The 18,991-nt window shown below is 47.8% G+C and carries 18 protein-coding genes; 10 read left to right on the top strand and 8 right to left on the bottom strand.

The features are described from left to right. Positions 1-19: 19 nt before the first annotated feature. Together lon and nfuA are read right to left on the bottom strand one after the other, a co-directional pair. Positions 20-2,449 carry an endopeptidase La gene (lon, locus tag ACQUQM_RS04295; RefSeq protein ID WP_432473252.1) on the bottom strand — a complete coding sequence of 810 codons (2,430 nt, stop codon included), beginning with the start codon at positions 2,447-2,449 and terminating at the stop codon, positions 20-22. 351 nt (positions 2,450-2,800) lie between these two features. Continuing rightward, the gene (gene nfuA / locus ACQUQM_RS04290; protein WP_432473251.1) at positions 2,801-3,394 is read right to left on the bottom strand and encodes a Fe-S biogenesis protein NfuA; all 594 of its coding nucleotides are present in this window, start codon (positions 3,392-3,394) and stop codon (positions 2,801-2,803) included. A gap of 153 nt (positions 3,395-3,547) precedes the next feature. On the opposite strand from nfuA, the gene ACQUQM_RS04285 reads away from it, so the two are divergent. The 5 genes from ACQUQM_RS04285 to ACQUQM_RS04265 all read left to right on the top strand — a co-directional run bounded on the left by ACQUQM_RS04285 (position 3,548) and on the right by ACQUQM_RS04265 (position 8,303). Then, positions 3,548-4,885: an MATE family efflux transporter gene (locus ACQUQM_RS04285; protein ID WP_432473250.1), complete on the top strand. Its 1,338-nt coding sequence runs from the start codon at positions 3,548-3,550 to the stop codon at positions 4,883-4,885. A gap of 51 nt (positions 4,886-4,936) precedes the next feature. Continuing rightward, complete coding sequence (locus tag ACQUQM_RS04280; protein ID WP_432473249.1) at positions 4,937-6,106, top strand: cation:proton antiporter; 1,170 nt, start codon at positions 4,937-4,939, stop codon at positions 6,104-6,106. A gap of 314 nt (positions 6,107-6,420) precedes the next feature. Further along, a complete protein-coding gene (locus tag ACQUQM_RS04275; RefSeq protein ID WP_432473248.1) occupies positions 6,421-7,362 on the top strand; it encodes a ketopantoate reductase family protein in 942 nt (313 codons plus the stop codon). A 155-nt stretch (positions 7,363-7,517) separates the two neighbouring features. Further along, positions 7,518-7,817 carry an MTH1187 family thiamine-binding protein gene (locus ACQUQM_RS04270; protein ID WP_432473247.1) on the top strand — a complete coding sequence of 100 codons (300 nt, stop codon included), beginning with the start codon at positions 7,518-7,520 and terminating at the stop codon, positions 7,815-7,817. 147 nt (positions 7,818-7,964) lie between these two features. After that, entirely contained in the window at positions 7,965-8,303 is a 339-nt protein-coding gene (locus ACQUQM_RS04265; RefSeq protein ID WP_432473246.1) for a HopJ type III effector protein, read from the top strand. Between the two features lie 811 nt (positions 8,304-9,114). Here ACQUQM_RS04265 and ACQUQM_RS04260 read toward each other — a convergent pair. The 5 genes from ACQUQM_RS04260 to ACQUQM_RS04240 all read right to left on the bottom strand — a co-directional run bounded on the left by ACQUQM_RS04260 (position 9,115) and on the right by ACQUQM_RS04240 (position 13,790). After that, positions 9,115-9,915 carry a sulfite exporter TauE/SafE family protein gene (locus ACQUQM_RS04260; RefSeq protein ID WP_432473245.1) on the bottom strand — a complete coding sequence of 267 codons (801 nt, stop codon included), beginning with the start codon at positions 9,913-9,915 and terminating at the stop codon, positions 9,115-9,117. 80 nt (positions 9,916-9,995) lie between these two features. Then, entirely contained in the window at positions 9,996-11,558 is a 1,563-nt protein-coding gene (locus tag ACQUQM_RS04255) for a SulP family inorganic anion transporter (protein WP_432473244.1), read from the bottom strand. 122 nt (positions 11,559-11,680) lie between these two features. Next, positions 11,681-12,250: a deaminase gene (locus tag ACQUQM_RS04250; protein ID WP_432473243.1), complete on the bottom strand. Its 570-nt coding sequence runs from the start codon at positions 12,248-12,250 to the stop codon at positions 11,681-11,683. A gap of 107 nt (positions 12,251-12,357) precedes the next feature. Next, a complete protein-coding gene (gene dinB, locus ACQUQM_RS04245) occupies positions 12,358-13,428 on the bottom strand; it encodes a DNA polymerase IV (RefSeq protein ID WP_432473242.1) in 1,071 nt (356 codons plus the stop codon). A gap of 77 nt (positions 13,429-13,505) precedes the next feature. Next, on the bottom strand, positions 13,506-13,790 hold the full coding sequence (locus tag ACQUQM_RS04240) for a helix-turn-helix domain-containing protein (RefSeq protein WP_432473241.1): 285 nt from the start codon (positions 13,788-13,790) through the stop codon (positions 13,506-13,508). Positions 13,791-14,360: 570 nt separating this feature from the next. On the opposite strand from ACQUQM_RS04240, the gene ACQUQM_RS04235 reads away from it, so the two are divergent. The 3 genes from ACQUQM_RS04235 (at position 14,361) to ACQUQM_RS04225 (ending at position 16,084) form a co-directional block, all read left to right on the top strand. Next, entirely contained in the window at positions 14,361-14,498 is a 138-nt protein-coding gene (locus tag ACQUQM_RS04235) for a hypothetical protein (protein WP_432473240.1), read from the top strand. 158 nt (positions 14,499-14,656) lie between these two features. Then, positions 14,657-15,367, top strand: a complete 711-nt coding sequence (locus tag ACQUQM_RS04230; RefSeq protein WP_432473239.1) for a VWA domain-containing protein — start codon at positions 14,657-14,659, stop codon at positions 15,365-15,367. Between the two features lie 12 nt (positions 15,368-15,379). Then, complete coding sequence (locus ACQUQM_RS04225; protein WP_432473238.1) at positions 15,380-16,084, top strand: DnaJ domain-containing protein; 705 nt, start codon at positions 15,380-15,382, stop codon at positions 16,082-16,084. 38 nt (positions 16,085-16,122) lie between these two features. Here ACQUQM_RS04225 and ACQUQM_RS04220 read toward each other — a convergent pair whose 3' ends face one another. Continuing rightward, positions 16,123-17,061, bottom strand: coding sequence for a hypothetical protein (locus ACQUQM_RS04220; RefSeq protein ID WP_432473237.1), 939 nt, complete (start codon positions 17,059-17,061; stop codon positions 16,123-16,125). 449 nt (positions 17,062-17,510) lie between these two features. On the opposite strand from ACQUQM_RS04220, the gene ACQUQM_RS04215 reads away from it, so the two are divergent. Both ACQUQM_RS04215 and ACQUQM_RS04210 read left to right on the top strand, forming a co-directional pair. Then, positions 17,511-18,383, top strand: a complete 873-nt coding sequence (locus ACQUQM_RS04215; RefSeq protein ID WP_432473236.1) for a fumarylacetoacetate hydrolase family protein — start codon at positions 17,511-17,513, stop codon at positions 18,381-18,383. 241 nt (positions 18,384-18,624) lie between these two features. Then, positions 18,625-18,987 carry a hypothetical protein gene (locus ACQUQM_RS04210; RefSeq protein ID WP_432473235.1) on the top strand — a complete coding sequence of 121 codons (363 nt, stop codon included), beginning with the start codon at positions 18,625-18,627 and terminating at the stop codon, positions 18,985-18,987. The last annotated feature ends 4 nt before the right edge of the window (positions 18,988-18,991 follow it).

Genomic DNA, 18,991 nt, shown 5'->3' with positions numbered 1-18,991 from the left:
CTTTTATAACTATTTTGTGTTAATGGGGTTTTATTTGTCCCCGCTCACTTTTTGCTTGCTTTTTCTTCGCAGACGAGGTTGGCTTATCGCCCTTGCCGAGCGGCTCTGGCTGGTATGTTAACGCTATCTGCAGTACTTCATCAATCCACTTGACCGGACAAATTTCAAGATCGGCCTTGATGTTATCAGGAATCTCTTTCAAGTCCCGCTTATTTTCGTCTGGAATGATAACCGTTTTAATACCACCACGGTGTGCCGCCAGCAGCTTTTCTTTTAGTCCGCCAATAGGCAAAACCTGTCCCCGCAGGGTAATTTCGCCAGTCATCGCGACGTCAGATTTGACCGGAATATTGGTCAGCACCGAGACCAGGGCAGTACACATACCGATACCCGCGCTCGGTCCATCTTTTGGTGTAGCACCTTCAGGCACGTGGATATGGATATCATTCTTCTCATGAAATTCTGGAGAGATCCCCAGAGTCTCAGCACGACTCCTTACTACTGTCAGTGCGGCCTGTATAGACTCCTGCATCACATCACCCAGAGAGCCTGTGCGGATCTGACGACCTTTACCAGGCACTACTGCGGACTCGATGGTCAGGATATCACCACCGACCTGAGTCCAGGCAAGACCGGTAACATGACCGATTTGATCTTCCTCTTCCGCCATACCAAAGTTGCACTTACGGACACCACAGTAGTGTTCCAGATTCTCGCTGTTTGCCGTTACACTGACATCCTTCTTATTCTCGAGTGCAATCTCTTTGATCACTTTACGACAGATCTTAGAGATCTCCCGCTCAAGCCCACGCACACCCGCTTCACGTGTGTAGTAGCGAATCAGATCAATCACCGCTTCATCTTCTATCACCAGCTCTTTGAGTTTCAGACCATTGGTCTTCAACTGCTTCGGAATCAGATACTTCTTGGCGATATTAAGCTTTTCATCCTCGGTATAACCCGGAATGCGAATAGTTTCCATCCGATCCAGCAGAGGGCCCGGGATATTCATTGAGTTGGAAGTACAGACGAACATTACATCCGACAGATCGTAATCGACCTCAAGGTAGTGATCGTTAAAGCTGCTGTTCTGCTCCGGATCAAGCACTTCAAGCAAGGCTGACGCAGGGTCTCCCCGCTGATCCATACCCATCTTATCGATCTCATCCAGCAGGAACAGCGGGTTTTTAACACCCACCTTTGCCATTTTTTGAATCAATTTACCCGGCATTGAGCCAATATAGGTACGACGATGGCCACGAATCTCAGCCTCATCACGCACACCACCCAACGCCATCCGGATATACTCACGGTTTGTTGCACGGGCTATAGAACGCCCCAGGGAAGTCTTACCTACACCCGGAGGCCCAACCAGACACAGGATAGGCCCTTTGAGCTTACGCACCCGCTTCTGTACCGCCAAATACTCCAGAATCCGGTCTTTAACCTCTTCCAGACCGTAATGATCCTCGTTCAGAATCTTTTCGGCACGCTTCATATCATGACGTACTTTACTGCGCTTAGACCATGGAATTTGCAACATCCAATCGATATAGCCGCGTACAACTGTCGCTTCAGCAGACATCGGCGACATCATCTTCAGCTTGTTATACTCGGCCATGGTCTTATCAAGCGCTTCCTTCGGCATCCCCGCCTCATCGATACGCTTTTTCAGCTCTTCGATATCGGTGGTGCCATTTTCATCCAGATCACCGAGTTCTTTCTGAATAGCCTTCATCTGCTCATTCAGATAATACTCGCGCTGGCTTTTCTCCATCTGTTTCTTAACCCGGCCACGAATACGTTTCTCAACCTCGACCAGGTCAATTTCGGTTTCCATCAGCGCCATAAGATGCTCAAGACGTGCCTGATCACCGAGCATCTCCAGAATCTTCTGTTTTTCATCCAGCTTCAGGGACATATGCGCCGCAATAGTATCCGCCAGACGACCAATCTCATCGATAGCCGAAAGCGAAGTCAGCACTTCAGATGGAATTTTTTTGTTCACCTGCACAAAACGCTCAAACTGATCCAGAGCAGTGCGCTTGTATATATCAACCTCTGCCGGGCTAAGCTGTTCAGCAGGCAAAGAAGAAACATCAGCACTGAAATGCTCTTCGGTCTCATGCAATTTTTCAATTCTGGCGCGATAATCACCTTCAACCAGTACTTTGACGGTACCATCGGGTAACTTCAGCATCTGCAGCACGCTGGCCACTGTGCCTATCTCAAACAGATCGCTACCAACCGGCTCATCATCGGAAGCGTTTTTCTGTGCGATAAGCAGGATCTCTTTATCCTGCACCATGGCGGATTCGAGCGCCTTTATCGATTTTTCGCGCCCAACAAACAGGGGGATCACCATATGGGGGTATACAACAACATCGCGTAACGGCAATACCGGCAGCGTGGTGGTAGTGATCTCTTGGTTATTCTCGAGTGGTGCCATAACGGACCTTACTCCTTTGTCAGATATTGACCGTATTTAAAACCGATACGGACATACATAGAACTGATAAAACAAACTGATACAGCGTTTCTCAATACGTGGGGGCCGGCACTATAAATTACAACCACAGCAAGCCAAAAATATTGATTTAATTACACCTTTGGCGACCCGTAATGCACAATAACTGGTAAAACTTATAACAGGTCACCCGACTGTAAACAACGTACCAAAATGAGTGATTATTTTTCACTCAGACATGTGACACTTTCTAAGCCACAGACCAAACAACAATCACCCACAAAAAAGGCCCGACTGAATCTCAGGCGGGCCTTTCCAAAAACACAGACAGGGCTATTTATAATATGCATTGTCCGTCACGGTATGGTCGGTCACATCGCGCACTCCAACCAGCCCCTGAACTCGCTCTACCAGGGTCTTTTCGACACCATCTTTCAGCGTCATATCGACAGCACTACAGCCCTGACAACCACCACCAAACTGAAGAATTGCGATATTGCCCTGCTCTTCCTCAACCAGCTCTACCAGCTTCACTTCACCACCGTGGGAAGCCAAACCAGGGTTAACGTCTGAGTAGAGAATATAATTAATCTGCTCTTCAATCGGGCTATCCGAAGATACCTTAGGCACTTTCGCATTAGGCGCTTTAATCGTCAGCTGACCACCCATACGGTCAGTTGCGTAATCAACTGTAGCCTCTTCAAGATACGGCAGGCTATTATTCTCAAAGTAGAACTTCACCAGAGCCTTTTCCATCACGACATCATCTTCGACGATCTCGTCAGGACGACAATACGCAAGACAGGTTTCTGCATAAGGCGTACCCGGCTGGGTTACAAACATCCGAACCGCGATGCCCTCAACATTCTGTTTTTCCAGCAACTCAGCCAAATAGCTTTCAGCTGATTCAGTAACCGTGATATTCATCTATATTCCTGTCACAAAACACTTAACAATTTGAGCCAAGGATACACCCTTTCTAAACCCGAGTAAATTGATCAGATATTATACAAAACATAGCGCCAGAATATCTGCTAAACTCGCCACTTCCTATTCTTTTGACTGCCGCCAAGAGCCCAGATGACACGTAGCGATCGGATAAAAACCATACTCTCGCTGGGCCTTCCTATCATTGGAGGCATGCTGTCTCAGAGCTTGTTAAATCTCATTGATGCCGCAATGGTCGGATCTCTCGGACAGGTTGCTTTGGCAGGCATCGGTATCGGCGGCTACGCAACCTTTCTTGCCCTCAGCCTGATCCTTGGCCTCTCATCAGGTGTACAAGCGATGGTTGCCCGTCGTCGCGGACAAAACCGTAATTCAGAAATAGCCCGTCCACTTAACTGGGGCATCTTTCTTGCGCTTATTACAGCTCTGCCTCTCACTTTCTTCTATACCTCGGTGTCAGAACAGATGGTTGCCCTGATGAGCACCGACCATCAGGCTTTATCAATTGCGGATGACTATTTTCGTTATCGCATTCTTGCGATACTCGCGGTCGGCATGAACCTCTGTTTCCGGGGTTACTGGAACGGTACCAACCGCCCAATGGTCTATCTGCGCATTCTGATCATCATGCATATTGCTAACGTACTGATCAGTTTCGGGCTTATTTTCGGCCACTTCGGCCTGCCTCAGATGGGCGCTGCCGGCGCCGGCCTTGGTACTACCATCGCGCTCTATATCGGCTGCGCCCTGATTGCAGTGGTGACCTGGAAGGACGCCCGACCTAAAGGCTTTATGAAAATGCGCCGCAGAAGCCAGAGCTCGCCAAGCTCACTCAGGACATTATTAAAACTTTCTATACCTCATTCGATACAACAGTTTTTCTTCGCCGCGGCTGTAGCGGTACTGTTCTGGATCATTGGCCAACTGGGCACCGATCAACAGGCGATAGGCCATGTTCTTATCAACCTGGCGCTGTTCCTGATTCTGCCTGGCGTCGGTTTCGGCATCGCCTCCACAACCCTGGTCAGCCATGCTTTAGGTGAAAGCCGACCAGAACTGGCATGCCGCTGGGGCTGGGATATCATCAAAACAGCTACGATCCTGATGGCACTTTTAAGCTTACCGATGTGGCTGATACCGGATCCAATTCTTGCGTTATTCTTACAAGATCCGATACTTATCGAACAAGCCAGACTACCACTCATGCTCACGGGTCTGGCGATCTGCCTTGATGTTGCCGCCATCGTACTCACCCAGGCGCTACTTGGCGCGGGAGCCAACCGCACAGTAATGCTGATCACTACCGCCGGACAGTGGTGCTTTTATCTGCCACTCGCCTGGTTAGTAGGCCCTTATCTTGGCTTCGGCCTGACTGGAATCTGGTTACTGCAAGTGGCCCACCGAACCCTGTCATCCGCTGCCTTTATCTATATATGGAAGAAGCAGCGCTGGGTTCATATCCATCTTTAGATTCGATACACTGGTCTTTCTCCGCTAAATCAATGGGATATTAAGCAGCGCATGGTTGAACACAATCTGGTTTTCTCATTTTTCCTGATCTTTACCGGCGCCGCGGTACTGGCATCTGTCGCCCTGTATACCCGCCAACCACTACTGGTTGCCTATATAGTTCTCGGAGCAATTCTGGGCCCTTACGGTTACAGCCTCATTCAGGACACCAGCCTGCTATCGGATATATCCCATATCGGAATTATCTTCCTGCTATTTCTGCTGGGTCTCGATATGCAACCCAGCCACCTGGTACATATGCTGAAGAAAGCCACATTAGTCGCAATATTCAGTGCCGTTATATTTATGGCGATCGGTTACGGCGTTGGCATAGCATTCGGCTACACCCAAACAGAAGCCGTTATTATCGGTGTCGCCCTGATGTTCTCCAGTACAATTATCGGCATCAAGTTACTACCGACAACGGTACTTCACCACAAGCATACCGGTGAACTTGTTGTCGGCCTGCTACTGCTGCAGGACGTTATAGCTATTCTGGTGCTACTATTTCTTAACAGCGGTGATAACGGTGAAAGCCAGTTAATCAGCTTCCTCAGAACAGCTATTGCCTTACCCCTGATTATTGCCGGCGCACTGGTGTTTGTACGTTATATTCTGCTGCCACTGATACACCGTTTCGATCGTTTTCACGAGTATATCTTTCTTGTCGCAATCGGCTGGTGCCTTGGTCTTGCAGAACTGGCTCAACTGGTCGGTTTATCCGCTGAAATTGGCGCCTTTATTGCCGGAGTCAGCGTCGCAACCAGCCCGATAGCACAATATATAGCTACCAGCCTTAAGCCATTAAGGGACTTCTTCCTGATTCTTTTTTTCTTTTCGATCGGAGCCAGCTTCAATCTCACTTTAGTCGGTGAGATCCTGATGCCAGCGCTTATTCTTACTGCTCTTGTATTAGTACTGAAGCCAATAGTGTTCCGATTTCTGCTACAAAAAATCAGCGAAAACAATCAGCTCGCCTGGGAAGTCGGTTTCCGACTTGGCCAGATCAGTGAGTTCTCATTATTGATCGCTTATATGGCTACCGCATCAGCGATGATCGGTCAGGAGGCGTCACACGTCATTCAGGCCACGGCAATACTGACCTTCCTGTTATCAACCTATCTGGTGATATTCAACTTTCCGAACCCTATCGCGATCTCAGACAAACTGCGCCGCGACTGACAAGCAGTCAAGGCTCGTTGCTCGACAAGATTTTCCGGCCCGCACATTCTGTCATGCAAAACAAAACGCGCCGAAGCGCGTTTTATTTACCTAATCATCTTACAACGTAACGAAATTTTGATCCGTTTGTTAACTGATTAAGAAGGCTTTTCTGCTTTTTCGAGCTACGAGCTACGAGCTACGAGCCACTTTTTACAAGACTCTTCCGAACTATGAGCTATCCTTTTATGAAACCTATAATCCCAAAAACTCCTACTCTCTTCTGACCAGGTAAATGCTATGCTCCGCCGATTAGCATTTAAAAAGGATCAGCTATGCGTTTTCTGATTATTGGCGCCGGTGGAATTGGCTGTTACTACGGTGCGCGACTACAGCTACAGGGGCATTCGGTATCCTACCTCGCCAGGGGTAATCACCTACAGGCCATGCAGACAACGGGACTCAAAGTAAGCCACGATGAACTGCAGTTTCACGAGAAAGTGGACGCTGTAGCGATCGATACTCTGCAACAACAATATCGATGTAACGATTTCGACATGATCCTGCTCACCCTTAAAGCAGGAGCTACAGAATCCATCCTTGAACAGCTCAGTGGGTGGCTTAAAAATCAAAATATTCCGATGCTGTCGTTACAAAATGGTGTCGATAACGAACCTCTTATTGCGCAAGCACTCGGGCGCCATCGTACACTTGGTGGACTGGCAGTTCGAATTGGAGGCCATATTACCGGGCCCGGCCAAGTACAAGCCAAGGGGCCAGCTCAGGTGATCATGGGCAGCTGGCCTAATCATCAGAGCGAACGGATCTTCAGCCCTGATGCCCTTCAGGTTTTCGCTGATACATTTAACGAAGCCGGTATTCCAACTCTGATTGCGCCAGATATCCGCCGTGAACTGTGGCGCAAACTGCTCATCAATAACGGCGTAAACCCGCTGTCTGCACTGACCCGACTGGATACACGAAACCTTACCTCACACCCTATATTCGGCAAAACTGTATACCGGATGATGCAGGAAGTCGCAGCAGTCGCACCGGCCGACGATGTGCAATTAAGCAGACATGATATCGATGAAATGTTTGAACTGATCAGCACCTTCGATGCAATAAAGACTTCAATGCTCGTTGATAAAGAAAAAGGACGCCCCTTAGAACTTGAAGGCATCAGCGGCGCTGTATTAAACCGCGCAAAGCAATTGAAAATTGATGTTCCGAATACTGAACTGGTGCACTCCCTGCTATTGCTGGAAGAGGGCTAATCATAGCCAGCAACAACCACAGACCGCTAACAACCTTACGCTGTTCTGGTTAAATTGACTGCGGCCTATGAAAAACTACCGACTGGCCCTTGCTTACAGCTTACCGGCAGGTTGCAATAGTCATAAATTTCAGATCATTACAGAGGACAGCAGCAATGTACGTATTAATGGATATCATGGTCTCACCCGGTGGCGTTGGTACTTCTGTATCCCCATATGTCGCAATGTGCCAGAAGATATTTGAAGAAGCCGGACTTACTCACACTATGCATGGCTTTGGCACAAACGTGGAAGGCGAATGGGAAGACGTAACAGCCGCAGTCAAACGCTGCCATGAAGAGCTTCATCAGGCCGGAGCGGTACGAATTACCAGCCATATGAAACTGAGCACCCGCACCGATCGGGATCAAACCATGGCAGACAAAGTCACCAGTGTTCAGGAAAAACTGACATAAGAGTTTCTCCGCATAAATCAAGCCCCCTGAATACTGGACGAGATCAACTTTCCTGTGTTAAAAACCGCAACTCAACCGGGAATTATCATCCCGGTTGCTAAATGGGTTAATCCCCCTGCTTTGACAGGACTAACAGAGGACCGCTTAATGGATCTGCAAACATTCATTCAACAACTGAATAGTGACACGCTCGATTTTGAAGATACGATGGCGGTGATCGAAGCCAACTATCAGTATACCCCGACCCGCTTTAGCAACGGTTCCGTAACTAACGAAGCGGGCACCAATGAAGGATCTTGTAAAATTTTTGCATTTGCTCAACTTAACGAGCTTACTCCGCAACAGACGCTGACATGCTTCGGTCGCTTCTACCGCAATGATGTCCTGCAAAACCCAACAGGCACTGACCACGGAAATATCCGTAACTTCATGCTACACGGCTGGCAAGGGATCAACTTTGACCAACCAGCCCTGCAAGAAAAGTAGTAATAGGTTAGTAAATTAGGAATTTTTCCTATATCGCTCCAACAATCAGTTAAGCATAATCACTTTCGTTGGATCGACACACTTCAAGGATTGAAGAAAAGAGTAAGACAAACCGGCTAACAAGGATGTAACAACGCGAAACGGATTTTATCTATTGGCAGGACGCTGACGGGTATTTCGCAATAAATTTCCAGGGACGGGAAGCCTCTTCCGGGATTGAGAAGAGGTTAGATTAAGGACAATCCATTAGCCGCTAAAAAAGAGCACAGGGAACTGATGCTCTTTTTTATTGCCTGAAATTTATCTCTGCAAAACAGCCAAAAACAAAATGTCTCCATTAGGAGACAAATTAAGACTTTTTCCTATATATTGTCGGCCTGTTGTTAAGCATACTTAACGCCGTTGGATCGACACACTTCATGGATTGAAGAGAAAGAGTAAGACAAACTGGCTAACAAGGATGTAACAACGCGAAACGGATTTTATCTATTGGCAGGACGCTAACGGGTATTTCGCAATAAATTTCCATGGACGGAAAGCCTCTTCCGGGATTGAGAAGAGGTAAGTTTAAGGATAAGAAGGCATAAAGTTAGACAGACTGGCTAACAGGGAAGTATCAACGCGAAACGGATTTTATCTATTGGCAGGACGCTGACGGGTATTTCGCAATAAATTTCCAGGGACGGGAAGCCTCTTCCGGGATTGAGAAGAGGTTAGATTACGGATAAATCGCTAGCCGGTACAAAAAAGAGCACAGGGAACTGTTGCTCTTTTTTTTGCCTGCCACTCGAGCACAACGTCAGACATATCCTCAGATCACTGAACTGATCATCTTTATTGCCAGCCCCAGCAATAATACTGCAAACACTTTCTTTAAGATTGGCACCGGCAACTTATGCGCCACATGTGCGCCGACCGGCGCCATCAGAAAGCTCATAATCGAGATTAGTATCACAGCCTGAAGATTGATATAACCAAAAATATAATCGCCGGCTATATCAACGCCCCAACCATTCACCAGATAACCGATGGTACCAGCTACCGAAATCGGCAAGCCAATTGCTGCAGAGGTACCTATGGCCTTCTTAACATCCACATTATGCCAGCTAAGAAAAGGTACTGTCAGCGTACCACCACCGATGGATACCAAAGCAGAAATACTTCCGATTACACTACCCGCAGCAAATAAACCTCCTGCTCCCGGCAATGAACGTGAAGGCTTTGGCTTCTTATTGAGAAACATCTGAGCAGAGGCATACACCAGAAAACAAGCAAAGAACGTCGCCAGAAACACTGCACTGAGCTTAGCTGCAATAAATGTAGCAATGAAAGCACCGACAACAATGCCTGGGGCGATTAGTTTTACTACTGACCACAGTACACCACCCTTTTTATGATGCGCGCGCATACTGGATATTGAGGTCACTATGATGGATGCCATTGAAGTTCCCAGCGCCAGATGGACAACACTCTCCAGCGGAAAACCCTGCCAAACAAACAGAGAGGTTAGTACTGGTACCATTACCAGCCCCCCACCTATCCCCAGTAAGCCTGCAAGAAAGCCAACGACAGACCCCAACAGGACAAAGGAGATAATCAGTTCAATTTCCATATAACACCCTCTTCAGGCAAAACTCAGATACAAAAACCGCGACTATTGTCGCGGTTTTTCAGGAATTAACAAGCACCCGCTCAGGCCAGCTTATCGTCGGCAACTTTATAAACAGGATCCGTATTACGGTCGATTTCAACCACACTACCCGCTTTTTCCAGCAGCCTGATGCACTCTGGGCTCAGGTGACGAATATGAATATCGATATCTGCTTTCTGGTAACGCTCAACCAGAGAGTCTATGACTTCAATACCTGAGTGATCCATTACACGGCAATTTTCAAAATCAATAATTACTTCCTGCGGATCAAATTTCGGAGTGAAGTGATCACGGAAATTTTGAATGCAACCAAAGAATAACGGGCCATTTGGCTTATACACCTTCAGGAAGCCTCCATTCTCCATACTGGTTTCTACCACCATATGCTTGGCATGTTTCCAGGCAAAAACCAGCGCCGAAACAATGACACCTACAATTACCGCGATCGCCAGATCGGTCATCACGGTAACAACTGTAACAATAACAACAACTATTGCATCGGCCGGTGGAATTTTACGCATCAGGTTGATACTGGCCCACTCAAAAGTACCGATTACCACGATAAACATCACACCCACCAGGGCAGCCACCGGTATAATCTCAATCCAGCTGGAACCCACCAGGATAAACAGCAACAGAAACAAAGCGGCAGAGATACCAGACGCGCGCCCGGTACCACCTGAACTGATATTGATCATACTCTGGCCGATCATCGCACAGCCACCCATTCCACCGAAGAAGCCGGTCGCCACGTTGGCAACGCCCTGACCAACACACTCTTTATTACCACGACCGCGGGTCTCAGTAATTTCATCAATAAGAGTCAATGTCAGAAGTGATTCAATCAGGCCAATTGCAGCCAGAATCAACGCATATGGCACGATAATACGTAAGGTTTCAAAATTGATTGGTACCATCGGGATATGGAACTGTGGCAAACCACCGGCAATCGAAGCAGCCGGATCGCCAGTCATATCTGCCAGCACTTCCTGCACGCTGCGGGCGCTATCAATATCGAGTCCGATCACGATCGCAGTCACTGTGACAATCGCAACCAAAGTAGATGGTACAGCCTTAGTCAGCTTCGGCAAAAAATGAATAATAGCCATGGTCAGCACAACCAGACCTAACATCATCATCAACTGCTCGCCCTGCATCCAGCCGAGATTACCGCTCTCATCGGCAACCTGGAACTGCTTCATCTGAGCCAGGAAGATCACTATCGCCAGACCATTCACAAAACCCAGCATTACCGGGTGGGGCACCATACGAATAAATTTACCTAACCGGAACGTACCCGCCAGAATCTGAAAAATACCCATTAACACCACAGTGGCAAAAAGATATTCAACTCCGTGCAACCCAACCAGACTGACCATCACCACGGCCAAAGCACCAGTCGCACCGGAAATCATTCCCGGACGACCACCAATTGCTGCGGTAATCAGACCAACCATGAAAGCTGCGTATAAGCCGACCAGGGGTTCAACCCCGGCAACAAAAGCAAAAGCTACGGCTTCCGGCACCAGCGCCAGCGCCACTGTCAGACCTGAAAGCACATCCGCTTTCAGGCTTTGGGATCGTTTATATAACAACTGCAACATGGGATTGTCGGTCTCTGTGCTGATTAATTGAGGAGCAGGGCTCAATCGACAGAAAGATACAAACTAATCTGCCGATGAAAAGGCGCGGGATTATAGCATTGTGCAGCTGCACGCAACAGAGTTCAGGGGCGTATATGTATGAATAGTTTATGACGCAGATGAACCAGGTTCATGCCAGCCAGTTCAGCAGCTAATTCCCTAATGGAATCAGAGAGGTGCGCAGGATAATGATTCTGCAGTTGTGCCAGGTTTCTCCATGCGGGGGGTAGCTTATCCAGATGGGTCAACATACCGCCATCGGCATCTTTTGTCATGTAGCGAACAGTGCCTATACCCGACAATAATAATCGGGTCATACACATGGGGCAAGGCTCAAGACTAACTAACATGGTCAATTGTGCGGGCGCATAACCTATCGTTTCCTGCTCTAGCAGGTCCAGCAGGAGCATTTCAGCATGCGCGGCGCTGTTATAGCCGTGACTAAATACCCGATTTTCAGCCTGAGCAACGACTTCACCCATCGGACTAATCAGTACCGCTGCAACCCCATAATTGCCCTGCTCTAAAGCATCTAACGCAAGGCGACAGCAAATAAGTCCATTCGCATCATCATGCATCCGTGGATCCGGATGGATATTATCAAGGCGCTGAATAAGATTTTGTAACTGATCAGGATCATGAGATTGCGGCATCACAGGCTCCGTGCATAATTTTAAAACCGCGATGAAAAACTCCAATTAAAACAAGCTTCGCTCAGGCAATTAGTCTACAAATCATAGCAGCTGTGCAGCGACTAAAATCAATCCAGCAAAGGAAGCTGTACCACCTGCTGCGGATTATGCGGTTCAAGCCGGTAACCAATACCTATCAGGCGCACCGCTTTCTCTCCCCGATGCCAGGCTTCCTGACACAGTTTCTCATAGAGTTGCAGTGAGCACTCAATTGATTTCTGCTCTACCGTGGTCTGATTAAAATCATGAAATTTAAGTTTTACCACCGCTCCCGCTATATCCCTTGTATCACGATGTTTAGAAAAACGCTGCTCTAGCTCATCCAGTAATGACGGTAGTTTTTCGATACAACTTGCCAAATCTGGCAGATCGATAGAGTAAGTATGTTCGACACTGATAGACTTCCGATCCCTGCTCACCTTAACCGGCCGCTCATCAATCCCCTGACTGAGTTCGAATAATCGCTTACCAAAACGTCCGAAACGATTAACTAACTGCGCCAACGTAAGCTCGCGGATATCAGCACAAGTTTCAATTCCCATCTGCTTTAGCTTTGCCGCGGTAACCTTACCAACACCAAATATCTTGTTAACCGGTAGCTGCAGGACAAAGGCTTCAACCTCTGACGGGGTTATTACGCATAAACCATCCGGCTTATTCCAATCACTGGCTATTTTTGCCAGAAACTTATTCGGCGCAACACCTGCAGAAATTGTAATACCTACCGTTTCACTAACCCTGCGCCGGATATCCTCAGCAATCAAAGTAGCACTGCCACCATGCATCCTGGATTCTGATACATCAAGATAGGCCTCATCCAGCGATAAAGGTTCGATCAGTTCAGTATAATCACGATAGATAGCCATAATCTGACTGGAAGCATCGCGATACTTTCCCATATTGCCGGGAATTACTTTCAGTGCAGGACAAAGCTTGACCGCCTGCGCAGTCGCCATTGCAGAGTGAATGCCATAACTCCGGGCCAGGTAATTACAGGTAGAGATAACGCCTCGGCGATCCGATGCCCCTCCTACTGCGATTGGAATATCTCTCAGAGCAGGATTATCACGCATCTCCACAGCCGCAAAAAAGCAGTCACAATCGCAATGGATGATTTTTCTCTGTTTAGTAGCGCTCAATGTCCAGGTTCCCGTCTGTATTTAGACTCGCTAATCAGACAGTAGCCTACTACAAAGAACTGTACAAAAAAACAGTACTAATAAGCCAGGGCAGCTTTGACGGAATGAATATTGGTATTTAGCCATCCCGGGTCAATAGCACCCCAATGATCGATCACATAGTAACCATCATTATTACGACAACCATCTTGCTTAAAATAGATATTAACGCCCATACCTGGAATGGCTTTAATAACGTCCTGAATAGTTCGGCGGGGCCAGCCAGTCTCAGCCATTAAGGCAGGTACACTGGGACGGTCGATTGTTACGACCAGATGTGAAATTAATAAACGGCGTGCAAATGTTGAGTTCAGTTTGTCCATAATACTCTCTATTCCCTTAGATCAACTGGAAGTTCCTTTTCCAAGCCTTAAGTTTGCAACGCGCGGGCCACAGGGTCAAGTAACAAGCCCGCCAATGAGGAAAATTCATCTATCTTTAAGCTCTTAATCTGAAAAGAGAGGCGGCACAACGGAGTGATCCACTGCTGATAACAGCATTTCGCATACTGAATGCTCTACTACTGAACAGTGCAACGGTATAGGTCAGCGCTAAGAGCTACCCAGGAATGACACTCTTGAATTTAACTATTTGAATACAAGCCCTTAGTGTAAGTTGTTTATTCCTGGCAAGGCTTTTCTGAATGAAGCACTTACCTTTAAAAAGCCGACATGCGTTAAACTTCAGCCCGTCATCACTCTGTCACCTTTCTGCCATCTTCATGTCGTCAAACCCTCATACCTTTTGAGTCTGAATTGATTAAATAATAGTTAGATAACGTGATCAATGTTGAACAGATCACCAACTGTAAGTTTCCCTCCTTCAGCCTGCGCTCAGTTTTCCTAAAGCAGCCTACCCTGTTTTGCCTCAGACGCCTGGTCCGGGAGCAGGAAGTGAATAAGTTCCTGGATGAAAGCCTGCACTATCAGGGCTTTGAGTTCATTAACCGTGTTCTCAATTTCGGAGTCGATGCCGATTTCAATTTCTGCATTGACGGCCTGGTATTAGTGGACATGGCCTACCTTAAATAGAAAAAAAAGCAGCGTTATACTGGTGCCCCCCCCTAGTCGCACCCACTTCCGTATGTAAGAAGGGGCTGCTAAGCCCCTTTTTTTCTGCCAAACTTTTAGTAACAAGTGTAATCTCTCTGTATTACCGGCAAATATTTCCGATATCAGGTTAAACAACTATGAAAAAAAACAAAGACCTGCGTGCCACACATCACTCCAGTGATAAGGAAGTTGAAGCATTTCTGGAGCAGATCAATAAAGCGCCAGCAGTCACCAGTAGCGACACGGGCCGTCTTATTTTTGCCCTGGACGCCACCGCCAGCCGTGAACGAACCTGGGATCATGCCTGCCATCTGCAAAGTCAGATGTTTCTTGAAACCCAGAGTCTGGGAGGACTTTCGATACAGCTGTGCCACTATGGCGGGTTAAACAACTTTACCGCCACCCCCTGGCTTAATAATACCGCAACCCTGCTAAACCATATGAATGCAGTCCACTGCCTGGGTGGCCACACACAGATAAGTAAGCTGCTGCAGCACAGCCTGAAAGAAACCCGCCAACAGCAAGTTCAGGCGCTGGTTTTTATCGGTGATTGCGTTGAAGAGCCGGTTGACTTCCTGTGCCAGTTAGCCGGTCAGCTTGGACTGCTGAAAACCCCGATATTTATTTTCCACGAAGGCCGGGATATAACGGCCAGCCGAGCCTTTAAGCAGATGGCTAAACTATCAAACGGAGCTTACTGTCGATTCGATAATAGCAGCGCCCAACAACTAAAAACCCTGCTCGGCGCGGTTGCCGTATATGCTGCGGGTGGGAATCAGGCGCTACTGCAATATGCCAATAAACATGGCGATGCCGTGCTACAACTCACCCACCAGCTTAAAACGTAACCGGGAGTCACTTTGAATCCAATTACCTTATTCCTGTTAGGCTCACTTTTTCTGGGGTGGTTCCTGTGGCTTAAATCAAAGCCTGTTGCTCAGCAGCGCAGGGCCAACTTAATGTTGTTGTTAGGCGTGATCGGCTGTCTGATATTTTACCTCGCCGTTACCGGCAAGCTTCACTGGCTGGGTGTTTTGTTTGCCATGCTGATCCCTTTTGCCCGCCGCCTGTTCCCCCTGCTACCTATTTTCGGGCGATTGTTCCAACACTATCAAAGTAGCCGTCAAAGCAGCGGCAACCAATCTGAAGTCAATACCCGTACCCTGCACATGACGCTGGATCACGACAGTGGAATAATGCAGGGCACTGTCCTTCAGGGGCCTTTGCAGAACAGGGAACTAGGCAGCCTCAGTGAAAAGGAGTTTATTTCACTGCTACGCTATTGCAGAGATAACGATACGCAATCTGCCCGTTTGCTTGAAACCTACCTCGACAAACGCTTTGGGGACAGCTGGCGTGAAGATGACCATGGCGAACAGCGTCATGCCTCCTCTGAAACTGAAGAAGCATTCCAGATTCTTGGATTGCAGCCAGGAGCCAGCCGGGAAGAGATCATAGAAGCACATCGTCGATTGATGCAAAAGATGCATCCTGACCGCGGTGGCAGTGACTACCTGGCAGCCAAGATTAATCGGGCTAAGGACCTGCTACTAGAGCTGCTGTAAAGCAAAGACAGAACCTGGGTTACCCAGCCAATTGGAGATTAATGGGTAACCCCCTCTTCTGAAACCATAATCTCAGGGAGTACCTGACCTGTTTGAGCGGGTACGACTTTGAAGCCGATCTCAGCAACTGATTTAGGTAATTGTTGCGTCGTTTGTTTCAATACTTCGGCCTGAGGTATCAGTTTCCGTGTCGACTGGCCTCCCGGCAGATCAAGGGGCTGCCAAAAGCGATACTCTGTACCCTTGCTGCCGTATCCAGAAAGCCCTGCTTCGAGCACAAGGGATCGATTATCTAGCCGGGTAAAAATAAGCAGAAATTCCTTATTCTGACGATTTTTCATCGTCAGAATCAATTTCCCCGACTCAAGATACTGCCACGTCCCCCGCACAGTCATAGCTTCCTGCCCCGGACGTCGGCTAACCAGATCCACACGTTTATTTTCAGATAGTCGAAACAGCATCCGTTCAGCGCCTGATGCGCTACTATCTCCATACCAATAATAACCACTCACCGGATTGTTGTTGCTCGTCTGCCCCGCCCTGGCACAGCCGCTATACGCTTGCCCAAACAGCTTCATCTGTGCCCGATAATTCAGCAAAGTACCATTACTCTTATCGACACAGCTACCCGCTGTAATTCGGATACTGAAAGGATCTGGGACAACTCCTACTTGTTGGTATTCAAAGCCTCTGCTGTGCAGTGACTTTTTTCCCGTTGCAAAGCTGTAACGCCCGATTGGATTCGCACTTTTCACCGTGACATTTTCTTCATCTATATCTGCAACCCAGTATGGTGAAAAACTTGCTGCCCGATATTCCATTCCTCCCAATCGGAATGAACAGGTAGTCGCAGTACCTCCGGCCACCCGAAGTTGATATGCCCTCAGGACCGGATCAGCGTCAGATCCCGGCTGCAGATCAAGCTCCATGTATACGGGCTGGTCAGCCGCGCCACTCAAACGTCCATAATACTGCATAAGATCCTGCTCAGCTGTCATGTCATGTACAGGCCACCAGTTACGTTCATAGCAGGGCTGAAGCCAAAGCTGGCCATCCTCCTTAATGAGGACTCCCGCAACGCTGTGCAGACTATCCTGGGGCGGTTTTACCTGGTTACAGGCAGTAATAAAGAGCCCCGTAAGTAACACGACACCCGAGCGATATAAAATACTAACGGGACTCAGGTGTCTAAAAAATCTTATGAATAAAGGTAACAGCAATTGTTGATCCATCATGGGCAAAAGTTACTTAAGCAAATAAAGTAGAGTATAGAGCATCAGATAAACAGAAAATCAGCTAGCCTAAGGATACCTCTGATTATCCCCTGCCGGTACAACTGCATTGCGGATAGTTCGCCACTGGCTGCCCCGGATGAGCTCTGTTAACATCCTGACCACTTCCGTTATCCGGCGAGCAAGGTACGACTATGAAACTGGCGCGATATTGCTATAACAACCAACCCGGCCTGGGCATCGTTCAGGGTGATCGGATTATCCCACTCAACAATGACCCCAGTCTGCCAGAAGATATGAGTGAACTGCTCTATCAGTATCAGACGCTACAGCATTCATTGCTGAGCTTAATCAATAAAGCTGAACACAGCATCCCTCTGACGAACGTAAAACTACTGGCGCCGATCGCCCGACCGGGCAAATATCTCGGCGTCGGACTGAATTATGCCGATCATATTGCTGAAACCGGGCTTGAACGCCCCGACTTTCCCACCCTTTTTAATAAACAATCTACCTGTGTTATCGGGCCAGGGGATGCCATCCATCGTCCGCGAATTTCAGACAAGCTTGATTATGAGGGCGAACTCGCTTTTATCATCGGCAAACGTTGCCGCCACGTGAGTGTTGCCGACGCCCACAAAGTAATTGCCGGCTACACCATTGTAAATGATGTATCGGTCCGTGACTGGCAGGTAAAATCACCGACCTGGACTCTGGGGAAATCATTTGATACTCATGGTCCGATGGGACCATGGATAGTCACTGCTGATGAGATCGATCCACACAACCTTGAACTTAAAACCTGGGTTAACGATGAACTCAGACAGCACTCCAATACCCGCCATCTGATCTTCGATTGTTACCAGCTGGTAGAGACCTTATCGACTGTCTGCACCTTAGAACCCGGCGATGTAATTGCTACAGGCACCTGCAGCGGTGTCGGCGTAAAAATGAAGCCGCGGGGCTATATGAAGCCAGGCGATAAGGTCAGCATTGAGATCGAAGGAATCGGTCGGCTATCGAATCCGGTCATTATTGAGCCTGAAAATAACAGCGTTATAGAGTAGTACCTGTCTGGCATAAGATACCCTATAACCCTTTGAATTTATTACAACTTTACACATACAAGCGATTCAATGTCGCACTTAGCAGACAAATGGCTTTTTATAACCCATAATTAAACCAGTGTTCATGGCACCTCAACCTTCTAACTTATTGTTTTATTTGAAAACAATATAAGTGGCACAGTTATTGTTATAGAAAAAAACAATACACTATCTCACACTATGGAAGATTAAGGAGAACACCATGACGAAGGCTGCCGGACTATTTATCTGCGCCTTATTGAGTTCGCCGCTGCATGCGGAAGTTAACAATTCTATTGAGGTATTAACGAACGTTGAAGTCATAGAACATATCCGTTCGGAATTACCCCGGCAGACGCGCATCAGGGAGCAGCAAACGCTGAATATATTTGACTCCCTTGATAGCAATAACGATAACCAGGTGACTTTCAGAGAGATGCGAAGCAGACCAGGACTAGTTAATTCTTTTCACAAACTTGACCTGAATAATGACGGGGTACTCAGCCGCAGAGAGATATCGCCGCTGCAGAGTGAAGTTAAAGGATTACGCCGCCTACTGTCTTTGACGGCTCTGCGAATCATCTGATAAA

It is taken from the genome of Amphritea sp. HPY (assembly GCF_050870985.1).
Taxonomy (GTDB): domain Bacteria; phylum Pseudomonadota; class Gammaproteobacteria; order Pseudomonadales; family Balneatricaceae; genus Amphritea.
This window is presented reverse-complemented; position numbering and strand designations above follow the sequence as displayed.